Origin of the sequence: Stenotrophomonas sp. DR822, from assembly GCF_019793815.1 — a bacterium.
GTDB lineage: Bacteria > Pseudomonadota > Gammaproteobacteria > Xanthomonadales > Xanthomonadaceae > Stenotrophomonas > Stenotrophomonas indicatrix.
The window spans coordinates 2925381-2949487 of the sequence record NZ_CP081826.1 but is presented as its reverse complement, the minus strand read 5'-3'; the positions used below and the strand labels follow the sequence as shown (position 1 = coordinate 2949487).

Here is a 24107-nt window from a genome sequence, read left to right as displayed (position 1 = left end):
AAACCCGCGCATTGTACCCGTGCCCGCCATGGCCCCTTATCCTTTGCAGATGAACGCCCCGCACTTCCCCATCTCTCCGCTGCTGCCGCAGATCCAACAGCACCTGGCCGTGCACCCGCGGCTGGTGCTGGAAGCCCCGCCCGGCGCTGGCAAGACCACCCAGGTGCCGTTGGCGCTGCTCGATGCGCCGTGGCTGGAGGGCCGCAGGATCATCCTGCTGGAACCACGCCGGGTGGCCGCGCGCAGTGCCGCGATGTTCATGGCGCGCCAGCTCGGTGAGGAGGTCGGCGGCATCGTCGGCTACCGCATCCGCTTCGAGAACAAGGTATCGGCGCGCACGCGCATCGAGGTCGTCACCGAGGGCATCCTGACCCGGATGCTGCAGGACGATCCAATGCTGGAAACCGTGGGCGCGATCCTGTTCGATGAATTCCATGAACGCCACCTCAGTGGCGACCTGGGCCTGGCGCTGGCGCTGGACGTGCAGTCGCAGCTGCGCGATGACCTGCGGTTGCTGGTGATGTCGGCGACGCTCGATGGCGAACGCCTGGCGCGCTTCCTCGATGCACCACGACTGAGCAGCGAAGGCCGCAGCTATCCGGTGGCGATCAGCCACTTCCCTGCCCGGCGTGACGAGGCGCTGGAACTGCAGGTGCGACGCGCGGTGCAGCAAGCGCTGGCCGAGCACCCCGGTGACCTGCTGGTGTTCCTGCCCGGCCAACGTGAGATCGCACGCGTGCAGGCAGGCCTGCAGGACAGCCTTGCTGGCGCTGCGGTGGACGTACTGGCCCTGCACGGTGAACTGCCGGTGGAACAGCAGGCGTGCGTGCTGCAGGCCGCCAGCGACGGCCGCCGCCGCGTGGTGCTGGCCACCAACGTCGCCGAATCCTCGGTGACCCTGCCCGGCGTGCGCGTGGTGATCGACAGCGGCCAGGCGCGCGAGCCCCGCTACGACCCCAACAGTGGATTCACCCGCTTGGACGTGGTCGCCATTGCGCAGGCCTCGGCCGACCAGCGTGCCGGCCGTGCCGGGCGCGTGGCCGAGGGCGTGGCCTGGCGGCTGTGGCCGCAGTCGCAGCGGCTGGAACCGCAGCGTCGCGCCGAGATCGACCAGGTTGAACTGGCCGGCCTTGCGCTGGAACTGGCCGCCTGGGGCAGCAGTGACCTGCGTTTCCTTGACCCGCCACCGACCGGGCCGATGGCCGCCGCACGCGAACTGCTGCAGCGCCTGGGCGCGTTGTCCAGCAGCGGCGCGATCACTGCACTCGGCCGTCGCGTACTGGCGCTGGGCACCCACCCGCGGATGGCCGCGATGCTGCTGGCCGCAGCTGATGCCCGCGCGCAGGCGTTGGCCGCCGATCTGGCGGCATTGCTGGAAGCTCGTGACCCATTGCGCCAGGGCGGTGATGCACTGGCCGCACGCTGGCGCGCACTGGCGGCCTTCCGCAACGGCCGTGCGCCGGCCGATGCCAATCGCAGTGGCCTGGCCGCCATCGATGCCGCTGCCAAACAGTGGCGCCGTCGCCTGCGCTGTGACGCTACACCGCCCGCCAGCATCGAGGCCCACGAACTGGGCGACCTGCTGGCCCATGCCTTCCCCGACCGCATTGCCTTCCAGCATCCGAAGGACCCGCTGCGTTACCTGCTGGCCAACGGCCGCAGCGCCCGCCTGCATGAACTGAGCGACCTGCGGGGAGAACCGTGGCTGGTGGCCAGCGAGCTGCGCTTCGAAGCCCGCGATGCGCTGCTGCTGCGCGCCGCACCGGTGGATGAAGGCTATTTGCGCAGGCACTGGCCCGAGCGCTTCGTGACTGAAGACGCGGTGCGCTGGGATGACACGCGCCGCGCACTGGTCGCGCTGCGCGAAACACGCTTCGACCGCATCGTGATGGACAGCCGTTCGGCTGGCCGGGTTGATCCGCAGCTGGCGGCGCAGGCGCTGACCGACGCCGTTGCCGAGCTCGGCCTGCAGGCGTTGCCATGGACCGACGGTCTGCGCCAGTGGCAGGCACGGGTGGAATCGCTGCGGCGCTGGATGCCCGAGCTGGGCCTGCCCGACTGCAGTGATGGCGCATTGCTGGCCAACCGTGCGCAGTGGCTGCAGCCGGCGTTCGCGGGCAGGACACGGCTGGATGCACTGGACGAGGCCAGTTTCGGCGAAGCGCTGAAGTCGCCACTGGAATGGTCGCAACGGCAGCTGGTCGAGCGCCACGCGCCCACCCGGATCACCGTGCCGTCGGGGCTGGAGCGGCCGATCAGCTATGCGCTGGACGGCGAAAGCGGCGAGCCGCTGCCGCCGGTGCTGGCGGTGAAGCTGCAGGAGTTGTTCGGCCTGGCCGATACGCCACGCATCGCCGATGGCCGGGTGCCGCTGACCCTGCACCTGCTGTCGCCGGGTGGCCGGCCGTTGCAGGTCACCCAGGATCTGCGAAATTTCTGGGAGAACACCTACGCCGAGGTGAAGAAGGAGATGAAGGGCCGTTACCCGCGCCACCCGTGGCCGGACGACCCTTGGACGGCTACGGCGACCCACCGGGCCAAGCCGCGCGGGACGTAATGCGCGCCGACACCTCGCCCGTTCCTGAATGGCTGCGGTAGAGTCACACCACGCGCCCGCCTGACTGACATACCGTTTACGGGCAACAGGCGACACTGGACTTCGACCCGAGGCAAGGACACCCCCGCATGAGCAAGCTGACCGTAATCACCGACCGCGCCCTGGAGCGCGCCCTCGACCTGGCCCATACCGCAGGCGATGGCCTGAAGAGCGCGGGCGGCAGCCTGCGTCACCTCGGCCCGCAGGCCAGCGACTGGATCAAGACCGGTGCCGCCCTTGGCGCGGTGAAGACCGGCGGCAAGGTCGCCACCAGGTTCGCCCGCCGCAATCCGGCGGTGACCATCGCGGCAGCTGCCGTGGGCGTAGGCCTGCTGGGCTATGCGCTGTACCGCAAGCAGCAGAAGAAGAAGGCCGCCAATGGCCATGTGGTCAACGGCCAGGCCCAGCGCATCAACGCGCGCGATCGCCGCAACGACACCGTGGTCGACGAGCACAGCGATATCGGCAGCGACGCCTGATTGACCGGGCTCGGAACCCTTCCGCAGGAAGGGCTCTGACCCCATGACGCTGCACGAGGGTCGGACGCCGCAAGGCCTCCGGCCTTTTTTCAGCCGATCTGCCGCCACTGCCCGGGCTGCAGGTCATCCAGCCGGTATGGCCCCATTGCAGCGCGTACCAGCCGCAGCGTCGGCAGGTTCACCGCAGCGGTCATCCGCCGCACCTGGCGGTTGCGCCCCTCGCGGATCGTGATCGCCAGCCAGCTGTCGGGCACCGTCTTGCGGAAGCGCACCGGCGGATCGCGCGGCCACAGTTCAGGCGCAGGATCGAGGCGCTCGATGTTCGCCGGCAGCGTCGGCCCATCATTGAGCACCACGCCATCGCGCAGCTGCTGCAGCTGCCCGTCGCTGGGCGTGCCTTCCACCTGCACCCAGTAGAGCTTGTCCGCCTTGTGCTTCGGGTCGGTCAACTTGTGCGCCAGCGTACCGTTGTCGGTCAGCAGCAGCAGGCCTTCACTGTCATGGTCGAGGCGGCCGGCAGCGTAGACGCGCGGCGGCAAACCGAAGCCGGCCAATGTCGGCCGCGGCGGCACGCTGCGGTCGGTGAACTGGCAGAGCACGTTGAACGGCTTGTTGAAGGCAATCAGCATCGCGGGGACGGCAGGCGGCGGGCAGGGCATTGTCCCATGCCACGCCGCGTGCTCGCCGGGCATGGCCCGGCGCTACCGGGTCACGGCTTCACGAAACGCAGGGTCATGCGATCGCTTTCACCGATGGCCTGGTACTTGGCGTCATCCGCCTTGTCATGCTGGTTGGTCGGCGGCAGGGTCCACACGCCATTCGGATGGTCCTTGGTATCGCGCGGGTTGGCATTGACCTCGGTGCGCGCGTCGAGCTTGAAACCGGCGGCCTCGGCCATCGCGATCACCTGCTGCTGGCCCACATAACCGGTGTCGTCAGCGTCGGCCACGTCGGCCTTGGCGCGGTGCTCGACCACGCCGAGCACGCCGCCCGGCTTGAGCACGTTGAAGAAGCCCTGGAACATGCCCTGCGCCTGGCCGGCCTTGCGCCAGTTGTGCACGTTGCGGAAGGTCAGCACCACATCGGCCGAGTTGGCTGCACCGAACACCGGCTTGGCCGGGTCGTAGGCAACCACGGTGGTTTTGTCGAACTGTGCCGGTGCGGCGGCGTACTTCTTTTCCAGGCTGTCGCGGCTGCGCTGCTGGTAGTCGCGGCCACGACCTTCGGCCACGGCCTGCGGATCGACCACCGCAGCAATGTAATGGCCCTTGTCGCGCAGCAGCGGCGCCAGGATCTCCGAGTACCAGCCATTGCCCGGGGTGATCTCGATGACGGTCTTTTCCGGCGCGACGCCAAAGAAGCCCAGGGTCTGCGCAGGATGACGGAAACCGTCGCGCTTGACGTTGGCGGGGTCGCGGGTCGAGGCCTTCACCGCGGCATCGATCGCGGGCGACACCTGGATCTTTGCCGGTGCGACCGTGGCTGGCGCGGCGAATGCGGGAACGGCAACCAGCAGCGCCGAAGCAAGCAGCAGGCGGCAACCACGCAGGGATGAGGCAGCAATCATCGGGGCGACTCCAGCGGAAGATGCGGCGAGACTAGCAGCCGCCGCGCCGCAGGTGTTCACAAAACGTTAGCCGCGTGCGCGGTGCGGAACACAGTTTTGTGGTCAGCGCCGCAGCGCGGTCACACCTCGCGTTCTATCCTGAAGGACTTCCCCCAAGGAGTCCGTGCCCATGACGGCAAACCGCGAACTGGGCCGTTCAGGCCTGCATGTAGCTCCGCTCGCCTTCGGTGGCAACGTGTTCGGCTGGAGCGCTGATGAGAAGGCCAGCTTCGCCCTGCTGGATGCCTTCGTCGATGCCGGCTTCAATCTGGTCGACACCGCCGACGTGTACTCGGCATGGGTGCCGGGCAACCAGGGTGGCGAGTCGGAAACGCTGCTGGGCAAGTGGTTCGCGCGCAGCGGCAAGCGCGACAAGGTGGTGCTGGCGACCAAGGTGGGCAAATGGGCCGAGCGCCCCGGCCTCACCCCGGACAACATCAATGCGGCGGTGGAGGATTCGCTGCGCCGCCTGCAGACCGAGGTGATCGATCTGTACCAGGCCCACGAGGACGATGAATCCACGCCGCTGGAAGCGACCCTGGCCGCGTTCGGTCGCCTGATCGAAGCGGGCAAGGTGCGCGCGATCGGTGCGTCCAACTACAGCGCCACGCGTCTTGCCGATGCCTTGAAGGTCTCTACCGACTACGGGCTGCCACGCTATGAAACCCTGCAGCCGGAGTACAACCTGTACGACCGCGCCGGCTACGAGAAAGAACTGGAACCACTGGTGCAGCGCGAGCAGATCGGCGTGATCAACTACTACGCACTGGCCAGCGGCTTCCTCAGTGGCAAGTACCGCACGCCGGACGATGCCGGCAAGAGTTCCGCGCGCGGCGCCACCGTGGTCAAGCGTTACCTGAACCCGCGCGGCCTGCGCATTCTGCAAGCACTGGATGACGTGGCCAGCAAGCACAACGCCACTGCCGCGCAGATCACGCTGGCCTGGCAGATCGCACGGCCGTCGATCACCGCACCGATCGTCAGTGCCACCAGCGTGGAGCAGCTGCACGACCTGCTGGCGGCGGCGAACGTGGCGTTGAGCGTGCATGACGTGGCACAGCTGGATGCGGCCAGCGTGGAAGGTTGAAGGCGGAGGGTGCCGGCAACGTCGGCACCCTTCAATGGATCCGCGCCCTGCGTGGATGCATTGCCTCAGCGCGGCAGGCTGTCCTCGGCCACCAGCGCATGGTGCATGCCGATGCCCGCGCGCACGCCTTCGGCCATGGCCAGGGTGATGTTGCCGACCGTGGTCGCATCACCGGCGGCGTACACATTCGGCACCGAGGTCTGTTTCATCATGTCCACCTCGATCAGCACGCCCAGCGGCCCCTCCACCAACGCGCAGCCCAGCTGCTGCACCAGCGGCGTGGCCATCTGCTGCATGGCCGGCACGAACAGCGCACGCTGGGCAACACGGCGACCGTCGGCAAGTTCCACTTCCAGCCACGTCGGCTGCTCGCCGTGCACAGCTACCACCGGCGTGGTTTCCACCTGCACAGCGCGCTGCTGCATGGCGGCCAGCTCCTCGTCGCTGATCGGCAGGCCCTGGCTGAAGAAGGTGACGTTGCCCCAGTCGGCGAACAGCGGCGCCTTGCTGGCCGACATCGGATGGCCGCCGAGCAGGCTGATCGAGCCGCCCCCCACTTCATAACCATGGCAGTACGGGCAGTGCAGCACGGTGCTGCCCCAGCGCTCGGCCAGGCCGGGCAGATCGGGCAGCTGGTCGGCGATGCCGGTGGCCAGCAGCAGCTTGCGCGCGGTCAGTACCTGGTCGTCAGCCGTACGCACCTCCACACCTTCGGTGCGGAGCGTGGCCTGCACCGCTTCGGCATTCAGCCAACGCACGGTCGGGTAGTCCAGCAGTTGCTGGCGCGCGTTCTTCAGCAACTCGGCGCCACTGATGCCATCCAGGCCCGGCACGCCGTGCGAATGGCTGGCGAAGCGGTTTCGCGGCGAACCCGCATCGATGATCGTGACCGCCCGGCGCGCACGCGCCAGGATCAGTGCGGCGGCGATGCCGGCGTAGCTGCCGCCGACGATGAGGACATCAGGATTCATGGTGACCTTCCAGGGAACGGTGATGGGCAAGATGGCGGGCGAAGTCGGCGCCAAGCTGGTCGAGCGTGGTTGCCTGCAGCCGCTGCTCGAGCAGGCGCTGCGCTTGGCGGGCACTGTCCAGCAGGGCCTGGTTGACCAGCTGCTGGATCGGGCAGCCACCCCTGCCTTCGCGGGTACCGACCTGGACCATCGGCGGCGCGCCGATAGCCTGGTAGACGTCGTGCAGGGTGATCGTCGCCGCATCGCGGGCGAGCTGGCTGCCGCCACCGTGGCCGCGCGTGCTGCGTACCAGGCCGGCCTTGTGCATCTGCGCCAGCAGGCGGCGGATCACCACCGGATGGGTCGGCAGGCAGGTCGCCAGCTGTTCGGAGGTTCGCGGCCCGTGCTGGCCGACCAGATGGGCCATCACGTGCAGGGCGTCGGAAAGCGGGTTGGCGGATTTCATGTAACTACAGTAGTTACATTTAATCCACCTGTCGAGGGTCTGCTTTTGTTCCAAATGGACACATTTGTCCAAGTAAACATATCCTTCACATCACTAAACAGAACGGTAATGTGACAGACATCGCACTTCAGAGACCTAAAGGATGGTCGATACCGCATCGCACCCCTTCCGAGATCTCGTCCCATGAACGCCTCTTCCCATGCGCCGCGGCTGCAGTCGAAGCTGCTCGGTGCCGTTTCCGTAGGTCTGGCTGTTGTCCTGGTATGCGCCCTGGCGGGCCTGGCGTCGGCCTGGTTGAAGCTGTCCACCGACGTACCGCCGGAGGTTGCCCACAGCCGCGATGCCGAGCGCCTGCAACGCGAATTCCGCGGGCAGGTGCAGGAGTGGAAGAACGTGCTGCTGCGCGGCCACGATGACGCGTTGCGCCAGCACCACCTGCAGGCCTTCGACAACGAGGGCCGCATCGTTGCCGAGCTGGCCACGGGCCTGGCCGCCAGCCCCGATGCGCGCACGCGCGAACTGGCACAGGCGTTTTCCGGCCGGCACGCACAGTTGCAGCAGGACTACCACGCCGCATTGCAGGCCTTCGCTGACGCCAGCTACGACCCGGCGGTGGGCGATTCCCTGGTGCGTGGCAAGGACCGTCCGGTGGCGGCCGCGCTGGATGCGCTGGGTACGCAGGCCACCGAGGTGGCCGAAGCCGCGGTGACCGCGCGTTCGCACCAGGCACGGCAGACGCTGCTGCTGTGCGCCGCGCTGACCATCGGCGCCGCCGTGCTGCTGCTGATCGCCCTTGGCTGGTGGCTGCGGCGCGCCGTGGTGCAGCCGGTGCTGGCGGTGGAAGCGGCCGCGCGTGCGGTCGCCGCCGGTGACCTCGACCACGTGGTGCAGGTGCGCAGCCGCGACGAGATCGGTCGCCTGGCACAGGCGATGCAGGCCGTGCAGAGCACCCTGCGTGGGGTGCTTGATGCGCAGACCGCGATGGCCAGGGCTCACGACGCCGGCACGATCAGCCACCGCATGGACAGCAGCGCCTTCCCCGGCGCCTACGGCACGATGGTGGCCGACACCAACACCCTGGTCGATGCACACATCCAGGTGAAAATGCGCGCGATCACGATCATGGGCCGCTATGCCGTGGGCGATCTCAGCCTGGACATGGAGCGCCTGCCCGGCGAGAAGGCCGTGATCACCCAGGCGCTGGATGCGGTCAAATCCAACCTGGGCGCGATCAACGGCGAGATCCGCCGCCTGGCCGAAGCCGCTGCCGCAGGCGACTTCAGCCAGCGTGGCGACAGTGCGCGCTTCGAGCATGATTTCCGCGCGATGGTCGATGGCCTGAACCGCTTGATGCAGACCACCGAACAGAACCTGGGGGAGGTTTCGGCCATGCTGCGTGCCATTGCCGATGGCCGCCTGGGTGCGCGTATGGACGGCGACTTCCAGGGCGTGTTCGCCCGCATTGCGGGGGATGCCAACGCCACCGCTGCACAGCTGGCGACGATCGTCAGCGACATCAAGCACGCCTCCGGCAGCATCCACACCGCCGCTGCGGAAATTTCCGCCGGCAACAACGACCTGTCGCGCCGCACCGAACAGCAGGCGGCGAACCTGGAAGAAACCGCCGCGTCGATGGAGGAACTGACCTCCACCGTGCGCCAGAACGCCGAGCATGCGCGGCAGGCCAACCAGCTGGCGATCGGTGCACACAGCGTGGCCTCGCACGGCGGTGAAGTGGTCGGCCAGGTCGTGGCGACGATGGATGCGATCGAAGGCTCATCGCGGCAGATCGCCGACATCATCAGCGTCATCGACGGCATCGCGTTCCAGACCAACATCCTGGCGCTCAATGCCGCGGTGGAAGCGGCGCGTGCCGGCGAGCAGGGCCGCGGGTTCGCGGTGGTCGCCAGTGAAGTGCGTACGCTGGCGCAGCGGTCGGCGGCAGCGGCCAAGGAAATCAAATCGCTGATCGAGGCGTCGGTGGAACAGGTTGGCCACGGTGCGCAGCGCGTGCGCCAGGCCGGCGACACCATGGCCGAGATCGTCGCGTCGGTGCAGCGCGTGACCGACATCATGGCCGAGATCTCCGCTGCGTCGCAGGAACAGTCGGCCGGCATCGAGCAGGTCAGCCAGACCATCATCCAGATGGATGGCACCACCCAGCAGAATGCCGCGCTGGTGGAAGAAGCCAGCGCCGCGGCACGCAGCCTGGAACAGCAGGCGGATCGCCTGATCGAAGCGGTGGATGTGTTTGATCTGGGAACCGCGACGGCGAGCAAGGGTGCGCTGGCGCGCGCGGCCTGACGGATCCACCAGGCAGTGTGGGGGTTGCCGGCCAGCGGCCGGCACTACCATCCGTGCGATTCCCGGTAGTGCCGGCCGCTGGCCGGCAATCCGGACACTCCATCAGCGCAGGTAATCCGAGGCGGCCATCGCCGCGCCCAGGTAATCCAGGAACGAGCTGATGCGTGCCGATACGGCCGTGTTGCGGTAGTACACCGCATGGATCGGCTGGTACACATCCAGCGTCTGCGCGGCCAGCACCGGCACCAGGGTGCCGGCCGCGCGGTCGCGTTCGGTCACGAAGTCGGACAGGCAGGTGATGCCCACGCCCTCCACCGCCAGCGTGCGCAGGGTCTCGCCGCTGGACACCGCGATGTCCGGCCGCACCAGCAGCTGCCCCTCGGCATCACCCGGCAGCGGCCATCGGTTCAATGACTCCGGCTCGTTGAACCCCAGCAGCGTGTGCTGACCCAGTGCCATCACGCTGGCCGGCTGGCCGTGCGTGGCCAGATAGGCCGGGCTGGCCAGCACCTGCAGCCGGCAGCGCCCCAGCGGCCGCGCATGCAGGGTGGAATCGGCCAGCGGGCCGATACGGATCGCCAGATCGGTGCGCCGTTCCAGCAGGTCGATGTAGCGCTCGGAACTGTTCAACTCCAGCTGCACGTCCGGATAGCGCGCGCGGTAACCCGCCACCAGCGGCGCGATCACGTGCAGCACGAACGGCATCGCTGCATCCACCCGCAGCCGGCCGGCCGGACGCTCGCGCCGCGCCGCCATCTGTTCCTCGGCCGATTCCACCGCATCGATGATCGCCCGCGCATGGCGCAGGTAGGCCTCGCCCTCGGCGGTCAGGTGCAGGCGGCGGGTGGTGCGGGTCAGCAGGGTCGTGCCCAGCTTGTCCTCCAGCCGACCCAGCGCGCGGCTCACACCCGAGGGTGTCTGCCCCAGCTGCTCGGCAGCCGCGCTGATCGAACCGCTGTCGATCACCGCCAGGAAGGCCTGCATTTCGTCGAGGGTGGTTTTCATGGCGCCATTATTGACCAGGCGGCAAGAGTGATTGGCGTGAAGACCGGTTTTTCGGCAAAGGTCGGCCGCGCACACTGCGCGCCTTCCTTCCCTCTGGACACTGTCATGATCCGTGGCATTCCGCTCGCCCTGCTGGCGCTGACCCTCGGTGCCTTTGCCATCGGCACCACCGAATTCGTCATCGTCGGCCTGATCCCGACCATCGCTGCCGACCTGCAGGTCAGCCTGCCCTCGGCCGGCCTGCTGGTCTCCCTGTATGCCCTGGGCGTGGCCGTCGGCGCGCCGGTGCTGACCGCGCTCACCGGCCGCGTGCCGCGCAAGACCCTGCTGGTGGCGCTGATGGTGCTGTTCACCCTCGGCAACGTCATCGCATGGATGGCACCGGGCTACACCTCGCTGATCGTCGCCCGCATCCTCACCGGCCTGGCGCACGGCGTGTTCTTCTCCATCGGCTCGATCATCGCCACCGCCGTGGTGCCGAAAGAGAAAGCCGCCAGCGCGATCGCCATCATGTTCACCGGCCTGACCGTGGCGCTGGTGACCGGCGTGCCGCTGGGCACCTTCATCGGCCAGCACCTGGGCTGGCGCGCGACCTTCCTGGCCGTGGCCGGCCTGGGCGTGATCGCGCTGCTGGGCAGCCTGCTGTTCGTGCCGCGCGGGCTGGCGCAGAGCGCGCCGGCCACCTTCCGCCAGCAGCTGGGCGTGCTTGCGCAGCCGCGCCTGCTGATGGTGTATGCCATCACCGCGCTTGGCTACGGCGGTACCTTCCTGTCCTTCACCTACCTGGCGCCGATCCTGCAGGACGTCACCGGCTTCTCGGCCAACGCGGTCAGCCTGGTGCTGCTGGTGTATGGCGTGTCGGTGGCGATCGGCAACCTGTGGGGCGGCCGCATGGCCGACCGCATGGGCCCGATTCCCGCACTGAAGCGCATCTTCGCGCTGCTGGCCATCGTGCTGCTGGTCATGACCTTCACCGCCCACAGCACCTGGCTGATGCTGCTGACCGTGCTGGCACTGGGCGCGGTGGCGTTCGGCAACGTGCCCGGCCTGCAGGTGTATGTGGTCAAGCAGGCACAGCGCTACGCACCGCAGGCGACCGATGTGGCCTCGGGCCTGAACATCGCCGCCTTCAACATCGGCATCGCGCTGGGTGCGTCGCTGGGCGGCCTGGTGGTCGAGCACATCGGCCTGATGCATACGCCGTGGCTGGGTGCGCTGGTGGTGGTCGGTGCGTTCGCCCTGACGGCACTCAGCGGCCGCCTGGACCGTCGCGACGGCATCGATGATCGCGCCGAAGGCATCGCGGTGAGCGCGCACTGATGCGTGCAATGCACCGTTGCCGGCATGCACACGGCCCCTGCCCTACCCTTTCCCATCATCTCCTTCCCCCGCTTTGGAGTTCTCCATGACTGTCCCCGCTTTCGGCCTCGGCACCTTCCGCCTGAAAGACCAGACCGTGATCGACTCGGTGCGCAACGCGCTGGACGTCGGCTACCGCGCCATCGACACCGCGCAGATCTACGGCAACGAAGCCGAGGTCGGCCAGGCCATCGCCGAGTCCGGCGTGCCGCGTGACGAGATCTACCTGACCACCAAGGTGTGGATCACCGAGTTCAAGCGCGATGCGCTGCTGGCCAGCCTGCACACCAGCCTGGAAAAGCTGCGCACCGACCACGTCGACCTGGCGTTGATCCACTGGCCGTCACCGAACGACAAGGTCGACACGCCGATGGAGGAATATCTGCCTGCCCTGGCTGAGGCCAAGGCACAGGGGCTGACCCGGGAGATCGGTATCTCCAACTTCACCATCGCCCAGACCCGCAAGGCGATCGAGATCCTCGGCGCCGATGCCATCGCCACCAACCAGATCGAGATCCACCCCTACCTGCAGAACCGCCTGCTGGTGAAGTTCCTGCAGGACAACGGGATCCGCGTCACTGCCTACATGAGCCTGGCCTACGGCGAGGTGATCAAGGACCCAGTGATCCAGGCCATCGCCGGCCGTCATCAGGCCAGCCCGGCGCAGATCGCGCTGGCATGGGCGCTGCAGCAGGACTACGCGGTCATTCCGTCGTCGACCAAGCGCGAGAACCTGGCCAGCAACCTGGAAGCCGCCGCGATCCGCCTGACCGAAGACGACATGGCGCAGATCGCCAAGCTGGACCGTGGCCACCGCCTGGCCAATCCGGAAGGCATCGCACCGGCCTGGGATTGAAGAACGGCCGCCGGGCATGGCCCGGCGCTACCGGATGACGGTGGGTAGCGCCGGGCCATGCCCGGCGGATCCATCAGTACTGCAACAACCATCCGCGCATTGCCGCACTCACCTCGTCCGGCTTCTCCATCGGTGCCAGGTGCCCGCAATCGGGCACCACCACCAGCTGCGAATGCGGCACCAGCGCGTGCATCTCCTCGCTCACCGCCAACGGCGTGATGCGGTCGTTCGCACCACAGACGATCAGCAGCGGATCGCGGTAGCCGGCCAGCACATCGTGGCCATCACTGCGCTCCAGCGCGCTCTGGCGCAGGAACACCTCCGCACCCAGCCGTGCGGTCATGTCACGCACGCGCTGCACCAGCACGTAGTCGTCCAGCCGCGAGGCGTCGATATAGCTGCGCATCAGCGCGTCACCAAAGCCGTGGAATCTGCCGGGCAGGCGCACGCTGGCGCGCTGGCTGCGGCGCTGTTCGGCACGTTCCGGGGAGTCGGCATGGATCGAGGTGTCGATCAGGGCCAGCTGCAGCACCCGCTCCGGCGCGGTGCGCAGGATCTGCTGGGCGACGAAGCCGCCCAGTGAGAAACCGGCCAGCGCAAACCGTTCCGGCGCCTGCGCCAGTACCTCCTCGGCAACGGCCTGCAGGGTCTCGCCGCGGGTCTGGTCGCCCACGGTGCAGTCGGCGATATCGGCCAGATCGGCCAGCTGCGCGCGCCAGAGTTCGGCATCGTTGAGCAGGCCGGGGAGCAGCAGCAGGGGAATGCGGTCGGTCATGTGGGTATTGTGGCGTCTTCAAACCCACAACACGACCAGACACCCATGGCCGACCCCTACAACAGCGGTACCCCGACCACGTCCGCAGCGCGCTTGGATGATTCGATGGTGACCACCGCCTTCGAGCTGCCCGGCTACCGCATCGCGCGCAACCTGGGCGTGGTGCGCGGCATCACCGTACGCTCGCGCTCGATCGTGGGCAACTTCCTTGGCGGCATCCAGACGATCTTCGGCGGCAACATCACCATCTACACCGAGCTGTGCGAGCAGGCGCGCGAGGAAACCTATCGCGACATGGTCAAGCATGCACGGCAGCTGGGGGCCAACGCGGTCATCGGCATGCGCTACGACGCCACCGATGTGATGACCGGGCTGACCGAAGTGCTGTGCTATGGCACGGCGGTGGTGGTCGAGCCGCTGCGTTGAATCCGATGTTCCGCCGGGCGTGGCCCGGCGCTACCGTCACGGTCACGCCACCGGCGGGACGTCGGGCACTTCCACCTGCTGCACCGGCAACGTCACCATCATCACCGTCGGGTCGTCCGGGTCCAGCCGGGTCTTGAAGCCCAGGCTCCGGCACATCGCCAGCATGGTGCTGTTCTCGCGCAGCACCTGGCCTTCCACCACGTCCAGGCCCAGCCACTTGGCGTACTCGATCATGATCGCCATCAGGCGCCAGCCGATGCCGTGGCCCTTCAGATCCGAACGGATCAGGATGCCGTACTCGCCACGGTGGTAATCCGCATCGGCATGCAGTCGCACCGCGCCGAGCATCTCGCCGCTGCGCGGTTCGAGCGCCACCAATGCGATCGAGCGCGCGTAGTCCAGCTGGGTCAGGCGGGCGATGAACTCGTGGCTGAAATGCTTCACCGACTGGAAGAAACGCAGACGCAGATCCTCGTCGCTGACACGCGCGAAGAACGCACGGAACAGCGCGTCATCTTCCGGCCGCACCGGGCGCACGAACGCGCGACCGCCGTCGGACAGCTCGATGGTGCGCTCCCACTCCTTCGGATACGGGAACACGGCGAAGCGTGGATGGCCACGGCCCTTGTGCAGGATGCGCGACGGCGCGACCGCCACGCGCGCGTCCAGTGCGAGGATGCCCTTGCTGTCCACCAGCAGGGGATTGATGTCCAGCGTGCGCACTTCGGGAATGTCCGCCGCCAGCTGCGCCAGTTTTACCAGCGCCAGTGCCAGTGCGCGCTCATCGGCGGCGGGCACATCGCCATAGGCCTTGAGGATGCGCGAGGCCCGCGTCTGGCCGATCAGCTCGTGGGCCAGGCGCAGGTCCATCGGCGGCAGCGCCAGCGCCTTGTCGTTGATCACTTCCACCGCCGTGCCACCGCGCCCGACCACGATCACCGGTCCGAACGTGGCGTCGTCGGCGATCCCGACGATGAGCTCGCGCGCCTTCGGGCGGACGATGGTCGGTTGCACCAGCAGGCCGTCGATGCGCGCGTCCGGCCGCAGCTGGCGTGCACGGGCAAGGATCGCCTTGGCCGCGCTCTGCACCGCCGGCAGCGTCGCCAGATTCAGGCGCACGCCATCCACTGCGGATTTGTGCGGAATATCGGGCGACAGGATCTTCAGCGCGACTGTCGCGCCACGCTCCAGCAAGGGTTGCGCCAGGTCCATCGCCTCGTGCGCATCTCGCGCGTGCATCACCGGTGCAGAGGGGATGCCGTAGGCCTTCAGCAGTTCATGGGTGGCCAACGGGTCCAGCCAGCCCTGGCCATTGGCCAGCGCGGCTTCGACCAGCGCGCGCGCACGCGCGGTATCCACGCTGAAATCCTGCGGCAGGCTCGGCGGCGTTTCCATCAACGCACTCTGTGCCTCCCGGTAACGCACCAGATGCTGGAAGCCGCGCACGGCCTCCGCTTCGGTGGGATAGGTCGGCACGCGTGCGGCATTGAGGGTGGCAGTGGCCTGGTCGTCGTTGCCCAGCCACACCGCGAATACCGGCTTGTCGCGGTGGTGGCGCGGGCGCAGGCCGAGCGTACGGGTCAGCGCCTGCGCCGCATCGGCCGACGAGGTGAACGCGGTAGGCACGTTGACCACCAGCACCGCATCGTTCTCGCTGTCGGCCAGCAACGCTTCGATGGCAGTGGCATAGCGATCACCATCGGCATCGACCACGATGTCGACCGGATTGCTGCGCGTCCAGCCCTGCGGCAGTACCGCATCCAGCTTCTGCACGGTGCTGTCGGACAGTTGCGCCAGCGTGCCCTGCAGGGCGATCAGCTGGTCCACCGCCAGGTGGCCGACGCCACCGCCGTTGCTGAGGATGGCCAGGCGACGACCGGGGAAGGTGCCAAGCCGGCCCAGCGACTCGGCCGCGGTGAACAGTTCGTCCAGCGCGCTCACCCGCAGCAGGCCGGCACGGTTGAATGCCGCGCCGTACACATCATCGGCGCGCGCCAGTGCCTGCACGTGGGTATCGGCGCTGCCCGGCTGCACCCGTTCGGCGCGCCCGGACTTCACCACCACCACGGGTTTGGCACGCGCAGCGGCGCGCGCGGCCGACATGAACTTGCGCGCGTCCTTGATCTGCTCGACATAGAGCAGGATGGCGCGGGTACGGTAGTCGGTGGCGAAGTAATCCAGCAGGTCGCCGAAGTCCACGTCCATGGTGTCACCCAGCGAAACCACGGCGGAGAACCCTACCGAACGCGCCACGCCCCACTCCACCAGGGCCGCGGCAATCGCCGAGGATTCGGAGATCAGCGCGAGATCGCCGGCCTGCGGGAAATGCGCAGCGATGCTGGCATTGAGCCGTGCATGTGGTGCGATCACGCCCAGGCAGTGCGGGCCAAGGATGCGCAGGCCATGCGCGCGCGCGGCGGCCTCCACCTGTGCCCACGGCGAGCCCGGGCCTTCTCCCAGATGCGCGGTGAGGATGATCGCGGCCTGCACGCCACGTTCGGCAGCGGTGCGTACCACCTGCGGCACGATGGCGGCCGGCGCGGTGATCACCACCAGATCGGGCACCCAGTCCAGGTCCTTCAGCCGCTTCACCGTGCGGATGCCATCGATCTCGGCATGGCGCGGGTTGATCCATGCCACTTTGCCGGGGAAGCCGGTGCCGCGCAGGTTGCGCATCACTGCGCGGCCCGCCGAGCGCTCACGCGGGCTGCCGCCGATCACCGCGACCGACTGCGGACGGAACACGGACTGCAGGTGGTAGGTACTCATGTGCCTACGTTACACGGACCGGCGCTGCGGCGGCATGATCGTGCGCAGGAACCTGGCATCGCATCCACGCAGGGCGTGGATCTACTACGCAGGCCAGGACCAGTGGATCCACGCCATGCGTGGATGACGCCGCCGTTACAGCAGCGTCCCGTGCAGGATCATCGCGGCGATGCTGAAGTAGATGACCAGGCCGGTCACATCCACCAGGGTGGCCACGAACGGGGCCGAGGCACTGGCCGGGTCGAAGCCCAGCCGCTTGAGGATGAAGGGCAGCATCGACCCGGACAGCGAGCCGAAGGTGACGATGCCCACCAGCGCGGCACCGATGGTGATCGCCAGCAGGATCCAGTGCTCGCCGTAGTCATGGAAGCCACCGAGCTGCCAGATCACGATGCGTACGATGGCCAGGCAACCGAGGATGGCGCCGAGCACCATGCCGGTGGGCACTTCGCGCAGGGCCACCTTCCACCAGTCGCGCAGGCGCAGTTCGCGCAGCGCCAGGCTGCGGATCAGCAGCGAGGTCGCCTGCGAACCGGAGTTGCCACCCGAGCTCATGATCAACGGAATGAACAGGGTCAGCACCACCGCGCGCGCCAGTTCGTCCTCGTAGTGCTGCATCGCGCTGGCGGTCAGCATCTCGCCAACGAACAGAACGCTCAGCCAGCCGGCGCGCTTGCGCAGCATCTCGAAGAAGCCGATCTGCATGTACGGCTTGTCCAGCGCTTCCATGCCGCCGAACTTGTGCGCGTCCTCGGTGGATTCTTCGATCAGCGCATCGAGGATGTCATCGACGGTGACGATGCCGAGCATGTGCTGCTGCGCGTCCACCACCGGAATGGCCAGCAGATCGTGGCGGCGGATCAGCCGCGCCACGTCTTCCTGGTCCATCTGCGCATCCACCATCACCGGCGGATTGACCTGGGCCACATCCAGGATCGATTCCTCCGGCAGCCCGGTGATCAGCCGGCGCATGGTCACCACCTGCTGCAGCTGCTGGTTGGCCGGGTCGAGCACGTAGATCGCATACACGGTCTCGCGCGTGCGTTCGACCTGGCGGATGTGCTGCAGGGTCTGGGCCACGGTCCAGGTGGCGGGCACGGCGACGAACTCGGTGGTCATCAGCGCACCGGCGGTGTTCGGCGGGTAGCTCAGCAGCTTCTGGATGGTCTGCCGGGCTTCGTTGCCCAGCAGCGGAATCAGCCGCGCGCGTTCTTCTTCATCCAGCTCGTGGACGATATCGGTGGCACGGTCGTCGGCCATCAACCCCAGCAGCGCAGCGGCGCGTGCCGGCGGCAGTGCGGCAACCAGTTCGCCACTGCGGTGCAGCTCCGGCGCCTCGAGCATCTTCACTGCACGCGGCAGCGACAGCGCGGCCAGCGTCTCGGCGGCGCGCTCCAGTTCGAGCGTGTTGAGGAATTCCACCGCATCGGCGGTGTTGTAGTTCGCCAGCGGTGCCGACAATGCTGCGGCATCGGCCACCGGACGCAGCAATTGCTTCTGGTTCATGGTGATTCGCCTTCATGGGGTGCGACTTCGCGCAACGCCAACGCAGGCAAACCGTCCCGGTGTCAGGCGGTGGCCATCGCTGGCGTCGACCGAGGTCGACTTCTACTGTCGCTGGACATGGGTTGGGGACTCCGGAGGGGTGTACTGCCGGACACGCCGGCAGCGGCGGGCAGTCTGGACCTGCGGTCGGTGCAGGTCAACCCGCCGCGCTGACCGGACAATGGGCCCGCTGCCGTTCTCGTGCGTACACAGCGGCGCGCGCATAATGCCCAGGTGGCATCTGCCGCACTTTCCCCCCCCGCCGAACGGACGCACAGCCGGCCTCCCGATGACCAGGTATTCCCATGCATAGCGGTGGTCTGGAACTGGCACTGGTGCTGCTGCTGGCCGCGGTGATCGCGGTGCCGGTGTTCAAGAAGTTCGGCTTCGGCGCGGTGCTGGGCTACCTGGCGGCCGGCGTGGTGCTGGGGCCGGACGGTCTGGGCTTCGTACAGGACGCCGACCGCATCCTCGGCGCGGCCGAGATCGGCGTGGTCATGCTGCTGTTCGTGATCGGGCTGGAGCTGTCCCCGGCCCGGCTGAAGGTGATGCGGCGGTCGGTGTTCGGTGCGGGCGCGGCGCAGGTGGCGCTGTCCGGGCTGGTGCTGGGCGGCCTGCTGCTGCTCGATCACTTCCAGTGGAAGAGCGCGCTGGTGGTGGGCGTGGCGCTGGCGCTGTCGTCGACTGCGGTCGGCCTGCAGCTGCTGTCCGAACACAAGGCGATCAACAGCGACCATGGCCGGCTGGGGTTTGCCATCCTGCTGTTCCAGGACCTGATCGCCATTCCGCTGCTGGCCGCGATTCCGCTGCTGGGCGGGGTCAAGAACGAGACGCTGCGCTGGGAAGATGCGGCCGTCGCGCTGGGCGCGCTGGCGGTGGTGATCCTGTGCGGGCGGCCGGTGCTGCGCCGGGTGTTCGGCATCATCGCCCGCACCCGCAGCCCGGAGGTGTTCACCGCCACCGCGCTGCTGGTGGTGCTGGGCACCGCCTGGTTCATGCAGGAAGCCGGGCTGAGCCCCAGCCTGGGGGCATTCCTGGCCGGCGTGCTGCTGTCCGATTCGGAATTCCGGCATGAGCTGGAATCGCAGATCGAGCCGTTCAAGGGCCTGCTGCTGGGCCTGTTCTTCATTGCCGTGGGCATGGGCATCGACCTGGACCGCATCGCCGCCGAACCGTGGATGATCGCTGCGGGCGTGGCGATCCTGCTGGTGGTGAAGTTCAGCCTGCTGTACGCCATCGGCCGCATCGCCAGACTCAGCTCGCGGCAGTCGTTGCTGCTGGGCAGCGTGTTGTGGCTGGGCGGCGAGTTCGCCTTCGTGGTGTTCAACGAAGCCCAGCGTGCGCATCTGCTGGGCAATGCCAACCATGACCGGCTGGTGGCGATCGTCGGCCTGTCGATGGCGATCACCCCGTTGCTGATGATCGCCCTGATGCGCCTGCTCGGCGAGGAGAAGGTCGCACCCCGCCAGGCGGCGGAGGCCGACAAGGTGGCGCCGGACAATCGCCCGAAGGTGCTGATTGCCGGCATGGGCCGCTTCGGCCAGGTGATCGCGCGCCTGCTCACCGCGCAGAAGGTGCCGTTCGTGGCACTGGAGGCGAACCCGGACACGGTGGCCGACCTGCGCCGCTTCGGCAACCAGCTGTACTACGGCGATCCGACCCGGCCGGAAATGCTGCGCGCCGCCGGCGGCGAGCACATCGACGTGTTCGTGATCACCGTGGACGACCCGGAAACCAACCTGCGTGCGGTGCGCATGGTGCGCCGCCTGTACCCGGACGCGACGGTGCTGGCGCGTGCGCGCAACCGCCAGCATGCCTGGCGGTTGATGGACATGTCGGCCGAACCGTTCCGCGAAGTATTCGGTACCAGCCTGGAAATGAGCGGGCGCGTGCTGACCGCGCTGGGCGTAGCGCCGAACGTGGCCGAGCGCCATGTGCAGCAGTTCCGCGAGCACGACGAGAAGCTGCTGCGCGACCAGTACCTGGTCTACGACGACGAAGCCGCCGTGATCCAGACCTCGCGCGATGCCCGCAACGACCTGATGCACCTGTTCGAAGCGGACGCGGAAAGCGACGGCGACAAGGAGCGCTGACCGCGGGCCGGTGTGCCGACCAACGGTCGGCACCCACCCAATGGAAGGCGACCTTCAGCCGTTGTCGCGCAGGAACCTGGCCATCGACGATACGCCCGGCACGCGCGGCTCGAACTCGGCGGCGACGTCGATGAAGCCGCGCATCACCGCGATCTCGCGCGGGCTGCGGTTCAAGCCATCGCGCGCTTCCGGGTCGGCACCGGCGCGCAGCAGGCGCTGCACCAGCAGCGGCAACCCGTGCAGGGCGGCCAAGTGCAGCGGGCCGAAGCCGCGCGGATCGCGCACGTCCAGGCTCACGTCTTCATCCAGCAGGCGCTCGACGGCGGCCATCACCACCTGCTCGTCGCAGGCAGTGCCCGGTTCGGCACGCGCGCCCATCAGCAGCAGCAACGGCGTGACCGCACCGGCGGCGGCCTGGTCCGGCTCTGCACCAGCCAGCAGCAGGGTGTCGAGCAGCGCCAGCAGGCGCGAACGGTCGCGCGCACTGAAGCCATACAGGGCTGCGCAGTGCAGCGGCGCCAGCTGCTGGGCATCGCCGGCATGCACATCGGCACCGGCGGTGAGCAGGCGCGCCACGATGTCCGGCAGGCCCAGCGCCGAGGCCAGCATCAGCACGGTGACCCCGCCCGGCAGGCGGTGTTCGAGCTGCGCACCGGCGTCGAGCAGGGCCGAGACGATCTCGACCTGGCGCATGCTGACCGCCGCTGACAACGGCGTGGCACCACTGGCAGCGGCATGCTGCGGATCAGCGCCGCGCGCCAGCAGCAGGTCGACCACGGCCAGGTGGCCACCGCCGGCAGCACGCAGCAGCGCGGTGCAGCCCTGCGCATCGACGGCATCGATGGCAAAGCCCAGATCATTCAAACGACGCACGGCGTCGACATCGCCGGCCATCGCGGCGGCCGGCAGATCGCCTTCGCGCAGGGTCCGGCGCGGCAGCGGCCAGACGCGCCAGTCCAGCCAATCAGCCAGATCACGACGACCGATCGACAACGCCACGCCCAGCGGTGTCTGCCCATCGGCAGCACGCGCTTCCGGCGAGGCGCCGTGCTGCACCAGCAGCTTCAAGGCGCTTTCGCGCGCCAGTGCGGTGGCCAGATGCAGCGCGGTCATGCCATGGCTGTCGCGTGCTTCGCGGTCCACGCCGGTGGTGAGCAGGGCCTGCTGCAGGCGCAGCCAGCCCAGGCGCACCGCCAGCGACAACGGCGGATCACCGGCCGGCGAGGCGGCAAACGGATCGGCGCCCCGCTCCAGCAGTTCCAGCGCCAGCTGCTCAAGGCCACGCGCCGCCTGGTCGTGCTGCGCACAGGCGGCGAGGAAACGCGCCAGGCCACCACGCCCGGCCGGCGACAGGCCGTGCTGCAGCATCACCTGCAGGGCTGGCACGGCATCGATGCCACGCGAAAGCAGGGCGAACATCGGCGTATCTGCGCAGGCGTCGCGCACGTACGGATCGGCACCATGGGCGAGCAGCCAGTCGACCGCACGCGGCTCCAGCGCCAGCTCCGGATCGAGCAGCAGGCCACCCAGTTCTTCGGGCTGGCAAAGCCTGGCCAGTGCGGCCATGCCATCGGTATTGCCGAACCCCAGCGCCTCGCGCAGCAGGGTCAACGGCGGGCGGTCGGGCAACAGGCCGCTGGCGCTGGCCGTCTCACCGCGCTCGGCCAGGCCATCGCTGACGGCGGCGGGCAGCGGGTAGGACGGGTCCAGCAGGGCCACGATCGCCCAGCGACCGGCTTCGGCGGCATAGTCCACCGCGCGCCGGCCGGCCGGATCGCTGCCGTCGGCGGCGATGCCCAGTTCCAGCAGGCGCTTGATCAACAGCGGCGAAACGTCCTCGGCCATCGTGGCCAGCAGCACCGCGTTGCGGCCATCGGTGTCGACCGCAACCAGGTCGGGTTTGTGCGGCAGCAGGTGCTCGACCACGGCAGCGCGGCCGGCGCGTGCGGCTTCCAGCCACGGGGTGCGGCCCAGCGCATCGCGCGCTTCCAGGTTGGCACCGGCGGCCAGCAGCACGCCAATGATGTCCACGTGGCCGGCCAGTGCGGCTTCATGCAGCGCGCTGCGGCGCTGGCGGTCGCGCGCGTCGGCACGTGCCTTGTGCTTGAGCAGCAGCTGCACGCCGGCCGGATCGTCGTCCTCGGTGGCGGCCGCGGCCAGCAGCACCGGGGTGCCGTCAGCCGGTTCGCTGCGCGCGCCACGCTCCAGCAGGAAGCGCGCCAGGCGCCAGTTGCCGACCTGGCAGGCCACCGCCAGCGGTGACCAGCCATCACGGTTCAGTGCGTCCACTTCAGCCGCCGCGTCGCGCAGCAGCGCGGCTACGCCCGGGTCGGAACTGCGCGCGGCGTGGTGCAGAGGCGTGTTGCCCTCGCTGTCGGTGGCGCGCGAATCGGCACCGTTGGCCAGCAGGGTCATCACCGCTTCCGGACGCCCATGCCAACTGTCGCGGGTCGCGGCCAGCAGCGGGGTCATGCCACGGTGCGGCGCGTTCACATCGACGCCGCGGCCGATCAGCTCGCGCAGCAGGCGCAGGTCCGGCAATACCGCGGCCAGTACAGCCAGGCTGCGCTGGTCGCGCCAGTTCGGGTCAGGCAATGAATGCGGATCGGCGCCGGCCTGCAGCAGTTGCAGCGCGCGGTCGATGCGGCCGTGGCGCGCGGCTTCGTACAGGGCCGGGGTCAGCTCCTGCGGCGCCAATGCTTCCAGCGGCGTGGTGTCCACCGCAGCGCTGAACAGCGTTTCGCGATCGACCGGCAGTTCAGCGCCAACCGGGCCGCGCAGCGAGACCAGCGGCGCCGGTGCGATGCGCTGCAGCAGCAGGTGCAGCAGCGGCGACAACAGCAGCACCGCCAGTGCCGACGGCCAACGCGCGCTTTCCGGCAGCAGGCCCGGCCAGGTCGGCAGTACCACCAGTGCGGCCAAGGCCATCACCAGTGCGGCCACGCCGAGGCCACGCCAGGCGCTGAGGTCGCGGCCGGCCAGCGCCTGCCAATGCTGGGCCAGGCCACCATCGAGGCGCTCGACATCGTTCCACAGCGGCCAGGTGCGCCAGGCCGCCAGCAGGCCAGCGCTGACCAGCACGCTCAGGCCCAGCACCGCAGCCAGGCTACCGCTGTCGCGCAGCGCGGCCAGCGGCCAAGCCAGCAACAGGGCCAGCAGCAACGGCGCGGCGATCCACAGTGCCAGCAGCGCCGGCAGGTCCTGGCGGACGATCACCTTCGGCGGCAGCAGCGCGCGGCTGCGCCGCCACCACGAAATCCCCAGCGCGAACGCCGGTTGTGCCAGTGCCGCCAGCACCGCACCGGGCAGGCCGTCCAGCGCCGAACCCAGTGCCAGCAAGGCACCCAGGGTGAAGGCCAGCGACAGGGCGCGGGATCGGGAAAGCTCAGTCATAGTGGCGCAGCATCATGCTGCTCACCGACGGCGGCACCTGCAGGTAGAACCCGCGCTCGGTCAGTTCGCTGCGCACCTTGGCCGGGTCGGCCTGGGCCAGCCGGCGCTCCGCGTCCAGGGTCACGTCCAGCACGAAGACGAGCGAACCCAACGACGCCGACAGCGGCGCAGGCAAAGCGCTGAAGTCATCGCGTCGGGCGAGATAGACGTAGGTGTCCGGCTTGAGTTGGCTTTTATAGACGTAGGCGTGCATGTCCACGGGACGATAACCCGGGAAGAGCCGTGATTGTGTCGGAAAGCCGACACCGGGGAAAGCCGTCACGCGACGATGGCGGCGCGATCGACGGCGTTTCCCCGTTGAGGTTCAGCAATGTGGCGACGCCGTTCAGGCTGCGCCA

General features: G+C 68.5%; 18 protein-coding genes. 8 read left to right on the top strand and 10 right to left on the bottom strand.

Annotation, left to right across the window (positions count from 1 at the left end; genetic code table 11):
* Positions 1-49 precede the first annotated feature (49 nt).
* Together hrpB and K5K93_RS13510 are read left to right on the top strand one after the other, a co-directional pair.
* Positions 50-2557: an ATP-dependent helicase HrpB gene (gene hrpB / locus K5K93_RS13515; RefSeq protein ID WP_222391072.1), complete on the top strand. Its 2508-nt coding sequence runs from the start codon at positions 50-52 to the stop codon at positions 2555-2557.
* Between the two features lie 128 nt (positions 2558-2685).
* Positions 2686-3075: a hypothetical protein gene (locus K5K93_RS13510; protein ID WP_093819471.1), complete on the top strand. Its 390-nt coding sequence runs from the start codon at positions 2686-2688 to the stop codon at positions 3073-3075.
* Between the two features lie 89 nt (positions 3076-3164).
* Here the strand turns inward: K5K93_RS13510 and K5K93_RS13505 are convergent, their stop codons facing one another.
* Together K5K93_RS13505 and K5K93_RS13500 are read right to left on the bottom strand one after the other, a co-directional pair.
* Entirely contained in the window at positions 3165-3704 is a 540-nt protein-coding gene (locus K5K93_RS13505) for a pseudouridine synthase (RefSeq protein WP_093819472.1), read from the bottom strand.
* 80 nt (positions 3705-3784) lie between these two features.
* A complete protein-coding gene (locus K5K93_RS13500) occupies positions 3785-4642 on the bottom strand; it encodes a class I SAM-dependent methyltransferase (RefSeq protein WP_025877590.1) in 858 nt (285 codons plus the stop codon).
* A 169-nt stretch (positions 4643-4811) separates the two neighbouring features.
* On the opposite strand from K5K93_RS13500, the gene K5K93_RS13495 reads away from it, so the two are divergent.
* Positions 4812-5768, top strand: a complete 957-nt coding sequence (locus K5K93_RS13495; RefSeq protein ID WP_222388155.1) for an aldo/keto reductase — start codon at positions 4812-4814, stop codon at positions 5766-5768.
* A 65-nt stretch (positions 5769-5833) separates the two neighbouring features.
* Here the strand turns inward: K5K93_RS13495 and K5K93_RS13490 are convergent, their stop codons facing one another.
* Both K5K93_RS13490 and K5K93_RS13485 read right to left on the bottom strand, forming a co-directional pair.
* The gene (locus K5K93_RS13490) at positions 5834-6739 is read right to left on the bottom strand and encodes an NAD(P)/FAD-dependent oxidoreductase (RefSeq protein WP_222388154.1); all 906 of its coding nucleotides are present in this window, start codon (positions 6737-6739) and stop codon (positions 5834-5836) included.
* Complete coding sequence (locus tag K5K93_RS13485; RefSeq protein WP_117311710.1) at positions 6729-7184, bottom strand: Rrf2 family transcriptional regulator; 456 nt, start codon at positions 7182-7184, stop codon at positions 6729-6731. The genes K5K93_RS13490 and K5K93_RS13485 overlap by 11 nt, the downstream gene beginning before the upstream one ends.
* A 183-nt stretch (positions 7185-7367) precedes the next feature.
* Here K5K93_RS13485 and K5K93_RS13480 point away from each other — a divergent pair, with 183 nt between their 5' ends.
* Entirely contained in the window at positions 7368-9488 is a 2121-nt protein-coding gene (locus K5K93_RS13480; protein ID WP_222388153.1) for a methyl-accepting chemotaxis protein, read from the top strand.
* A 102-nt stretch (positions 9489-9590) separates the two neighbouring features.
* On the opposite strand, the gene K5K93_RS13475 is transcribed toward K5K93_RS13480, so the two are convergent.
* Entirely contained in the window at positions 9591-10493 is a 903-nt protein-coding gene (locus K5K93_RS13475; RefSeq protein ID WP_222388152.1) for a LysR family transcriptional regulator, read from the bottom strand.
* Positions 10494-10598: 105 nt separating this feature from the next.
* Here K5K93_RS13475 and K5K93_RS13470 point away from each other — a divergent pair, with 105 nt between their 5' ends.
* Both K5K93_RS13470 and dkgB read left to right on the top strand, forming a co-directional pair.
* On the top strand, positions 10599-11813 hold the full coding sequence (locus K5K93_RS13470) for an MFS transporter (protein WP_093819484.1): 1215 nt from the start codon (positions 10599-10601) through the stop codon (positions 11811-11813).
* Between the two features lie 85 nt (positions 11814-11898).
* Positions 11899-12708 carry a 2,5-didehydrogluconate reductase DkgB gene (gene dkgB, locus K5K93_RS13465; protein WP_093819486.1) on the top strand — a complete coding sequence of 270 codons (810 nt, stop codon included), beginning with the start codon at positions 11899-11901 and terminating at the stop codon, positions 12706-12708.
* A gap of 73 nt (positions 12709-12781) precedes the next feature.
* Here the strand turns inward: dkgB and K5K93_RS13460 are convergent, their stop codons facing one another.
* A complete protein-coding gene (locus K5K93_RS13460) occupies positions 12782-13483 on the bottom strand; it encodes an alpha/beta hydrolase (RefSeq protein WP_222388151.1) in 702 nt (233 codons plus the stop codon).
* 45 nt (positions 13484-13528) lie between these two features.
* Between K5K93_RS13460 and K5K93_RS13455 the strand changes: the two genes are divergently transcribed.
* A complete protein-coding gene (locus tag K5K93_RS13455) occupies positions 13529-13909 on the top strand; it encodes a YbjQ family protein (RefSeq protein ID WP_222388150.1) in 381 nt (126 codons plus the stop codon).
* Between the two features lie 42 nt (positions 13910-13951).
* Here K5K93_RS13455 and K5K93_RS13450 read toward each other — a convergent pair whose 3' ends face one another.
* Entirely contained in the window at positions 13952-16678 is a 2727-nt protein-coding gene (locus K5K93_RS13450; RefSeq protein ID WP_222388149.1) for a bifunctional acetate--CoA ligase family protein/GNAT family N-acetyltransferase, read from the bottom strand.
* 135 nt (positions 16679-16813) lie between these two features.
* Positions 16814-18184 carry a magnesium transporter gene (gene mgtE, locus K5K93_RS13445; protein ID WP_093819494.1) on the bottom strand — a complete coding sequence of 457 codons (1371 nt, stop codon included), beginning with the start codon at positions 18182-18184 and terminating at the stop codon, positions 16814-16816.
* A gap of 344 nt (positions 18185-18528) precedes the next feature.
* On the opposite strand from mgtE, the gene K5K93_RS13440 reads away from it, so the two are divergent.
* The gene (locus K5K93_RS13440; protein ID WP_032976814.1) at positions 18529-20316 is read left to right on the top strand and encodes a monovalent cation:proton antiporter-2 (CPA2) family protein; all 1788 of its coding nucleotides are present in this window, start codon (positions 18529-18531) and stop codon (positions 20314-20316) included.
* A 54-nt stretch (positions 20317-20370) separates the two neighbouring features.
* Here the strand turns inward: K5K93_RS13440 and K5K93_RS13435 are convergent, their stop codons facing one another.
* Both K5K93_RS13435 and K5K93_RS13430 read right to left on the bottom strand, forming a co-directional pair.
* Positions 20371-23709 (bottom strand): ankyrin repeat domain-containing protein, encoded by a 3339-nt coding sequence (locus tag K5K93_RS13435; RefSeq protein WP_222388148.1) that lies wholly within the window; start codon positions 23707-23709, stop codon positions 20371-20373.
* Positions 23702-23962, bottom strand: a complete 261-nt coding sequence (locus K5K93_RS13430) for a YcgL domain-containing protein (protein ID WP_032976812.1) — start codon at positions 23960-23962, stop codon at positions 23702-23704. The genes K5K93_RS13435 and K5K93_RS13430 overlap by 8 nt, the downstream gene beginning before the upstream one ends.
* Positions 23963-24107: the final 145 nt, after the last annotated feature.

What these genes read in the sequence shown, in the direction of transcription:
- K5K93_RS13455 (WP_222388150.1), top strand. Translation starts at nt 13,529, where the DNA reads ATGGCCGACCCCTACAACAGCGGTACCCCGACCACGTCCGCAGCGCGC.
- hrpB (WP_222391072.1), top strand. Translation starts at nt 50, where the DNA reads ATGAACGCCCCGCACTTCCCCATCTCTCCGCTGCTGCCGCAGATCCAA.
- mgtE (WP_093819494.1), bottom strand. Translation starts at nt 18,184, where the DNA reads ATGAACCAGAAGCAATTGCTGCGTCCGGTGGCCGATGCCGCAGCATTG.
- K5K93_RS13440 (WP_032976814.1), top strand. Translation starts at nt 18,529, where the DNA reads ATGCATAGCGGTGGTCTGGAACTGGCACTGGTGCTGCTGCTGGCCGCG.
- K5K93_RS13460 (WP_222388151.1), bottom strand. Translation starts at nt 13,483, where the DNA reads ATGACCGACCGCATTCCCCTGCTGCTGCTCCCCGGCCTGCTCAACGAT.
- K5K93_RS13485 (WP_117311710.1), bottom strand. Translation starts at nt 7,184, where the DNA reads ATGAAATCCGCCAACCCGCTTTCCGACGCCCTGCACGTGATGGCCCAT.
- K5K93_RS13475 (WP_222388152.1), bottom strand. Translation starts at nt 10,493, where the DNA reads ATGAAAACCACCCTCGACGAAATGCAGGCCTTCCTGGCGGTGATCGAC.
- K5K93_RS13480 (WP_222388153.1), top strand. Translation starts at nt 7,368, where the DNA reads ATGAACGCCTCTTCCCATGCGCCGCGGCTGCAGTCGAAGCTGCTCGGT.
- K5K93_RS13500 (WP_025877590.1), bottom strand. Translation starts at nt 4,642, where the DNA reads ATGATTGCTGCCTCATCCCTGCGTGGTTGCCGCCTGCTGCTTGCTTCG.
- K5K93_RS13450 (WP_222388149.1), bottom strand. Translation starts at nt 16,678, where the DNA reads ATGAGTACCTACCACCTGCAGTCCGTGTTCCGTCCGCAGTCGGTCGCG.
- dkgB (WP_093819486.1), top strand. Translation starts at nt 11,899, where the DNA reads ATGACTGTCCCCGCTTTCGGCCTCGGCACCTTCCGCCTGAAAGACCAG.
- K5K93_RS13490 (WP_222388154.1), bottom strand. Translation starts at nt 6,739, where the DNA reads ATGAATCCTGATGTCCTCATCGTCGGCGGCAGCTACGCCGGCATCGCC.
- K5K93_RS13495 (WP_222388155.1), top strand. Translation starts at nt 4,812, where the DNA reads ATGACGGCAAACCGCGAACTGGGCCGTTCAGGCCTGCATGTAGCTCCG.
- K5K93_RS13505 (WP_093819472.1), bottom strand. Translation starts at nt 3,704, where the DNA reads ATGCTGATTGCCTTCAACAAGCCGTTCAACGTGCTCTGCCAGTTCACC.
- K5K93_RS13435 (WP_222388148.1), bottom strand. Translation starts at nt 23,709, where the DNA reads ATGACTGAGCTTTCCCGATCCCGCGCCCTGTCGCTGGCCTTCACCCTG.
- K5K93_RS13430 (WP_032976812.1), bottom strand. Translation starts at nt 23,962, where the DNA reads ATGCACGCCTACGTCTATAAAAGCCAACTCAAGCCGGACACCTACGTC.
- K5K93_RS13510 (WP_093819471.1), top strand. Translation starts at nt 2,686, where the DNA reads ATGAGCAAGCTGACCGTAATCACCGACCGCGCCCTGGAGCGCGCCCTC.
- K5K93_RS13470 (WP_093819484.1), top strand. Translation starts at nt 10,599, where the DNA reads ATGATCCGTGGCATTCCGCTCGCCCTGCTGGCGCTGACCCTCGGTGCC.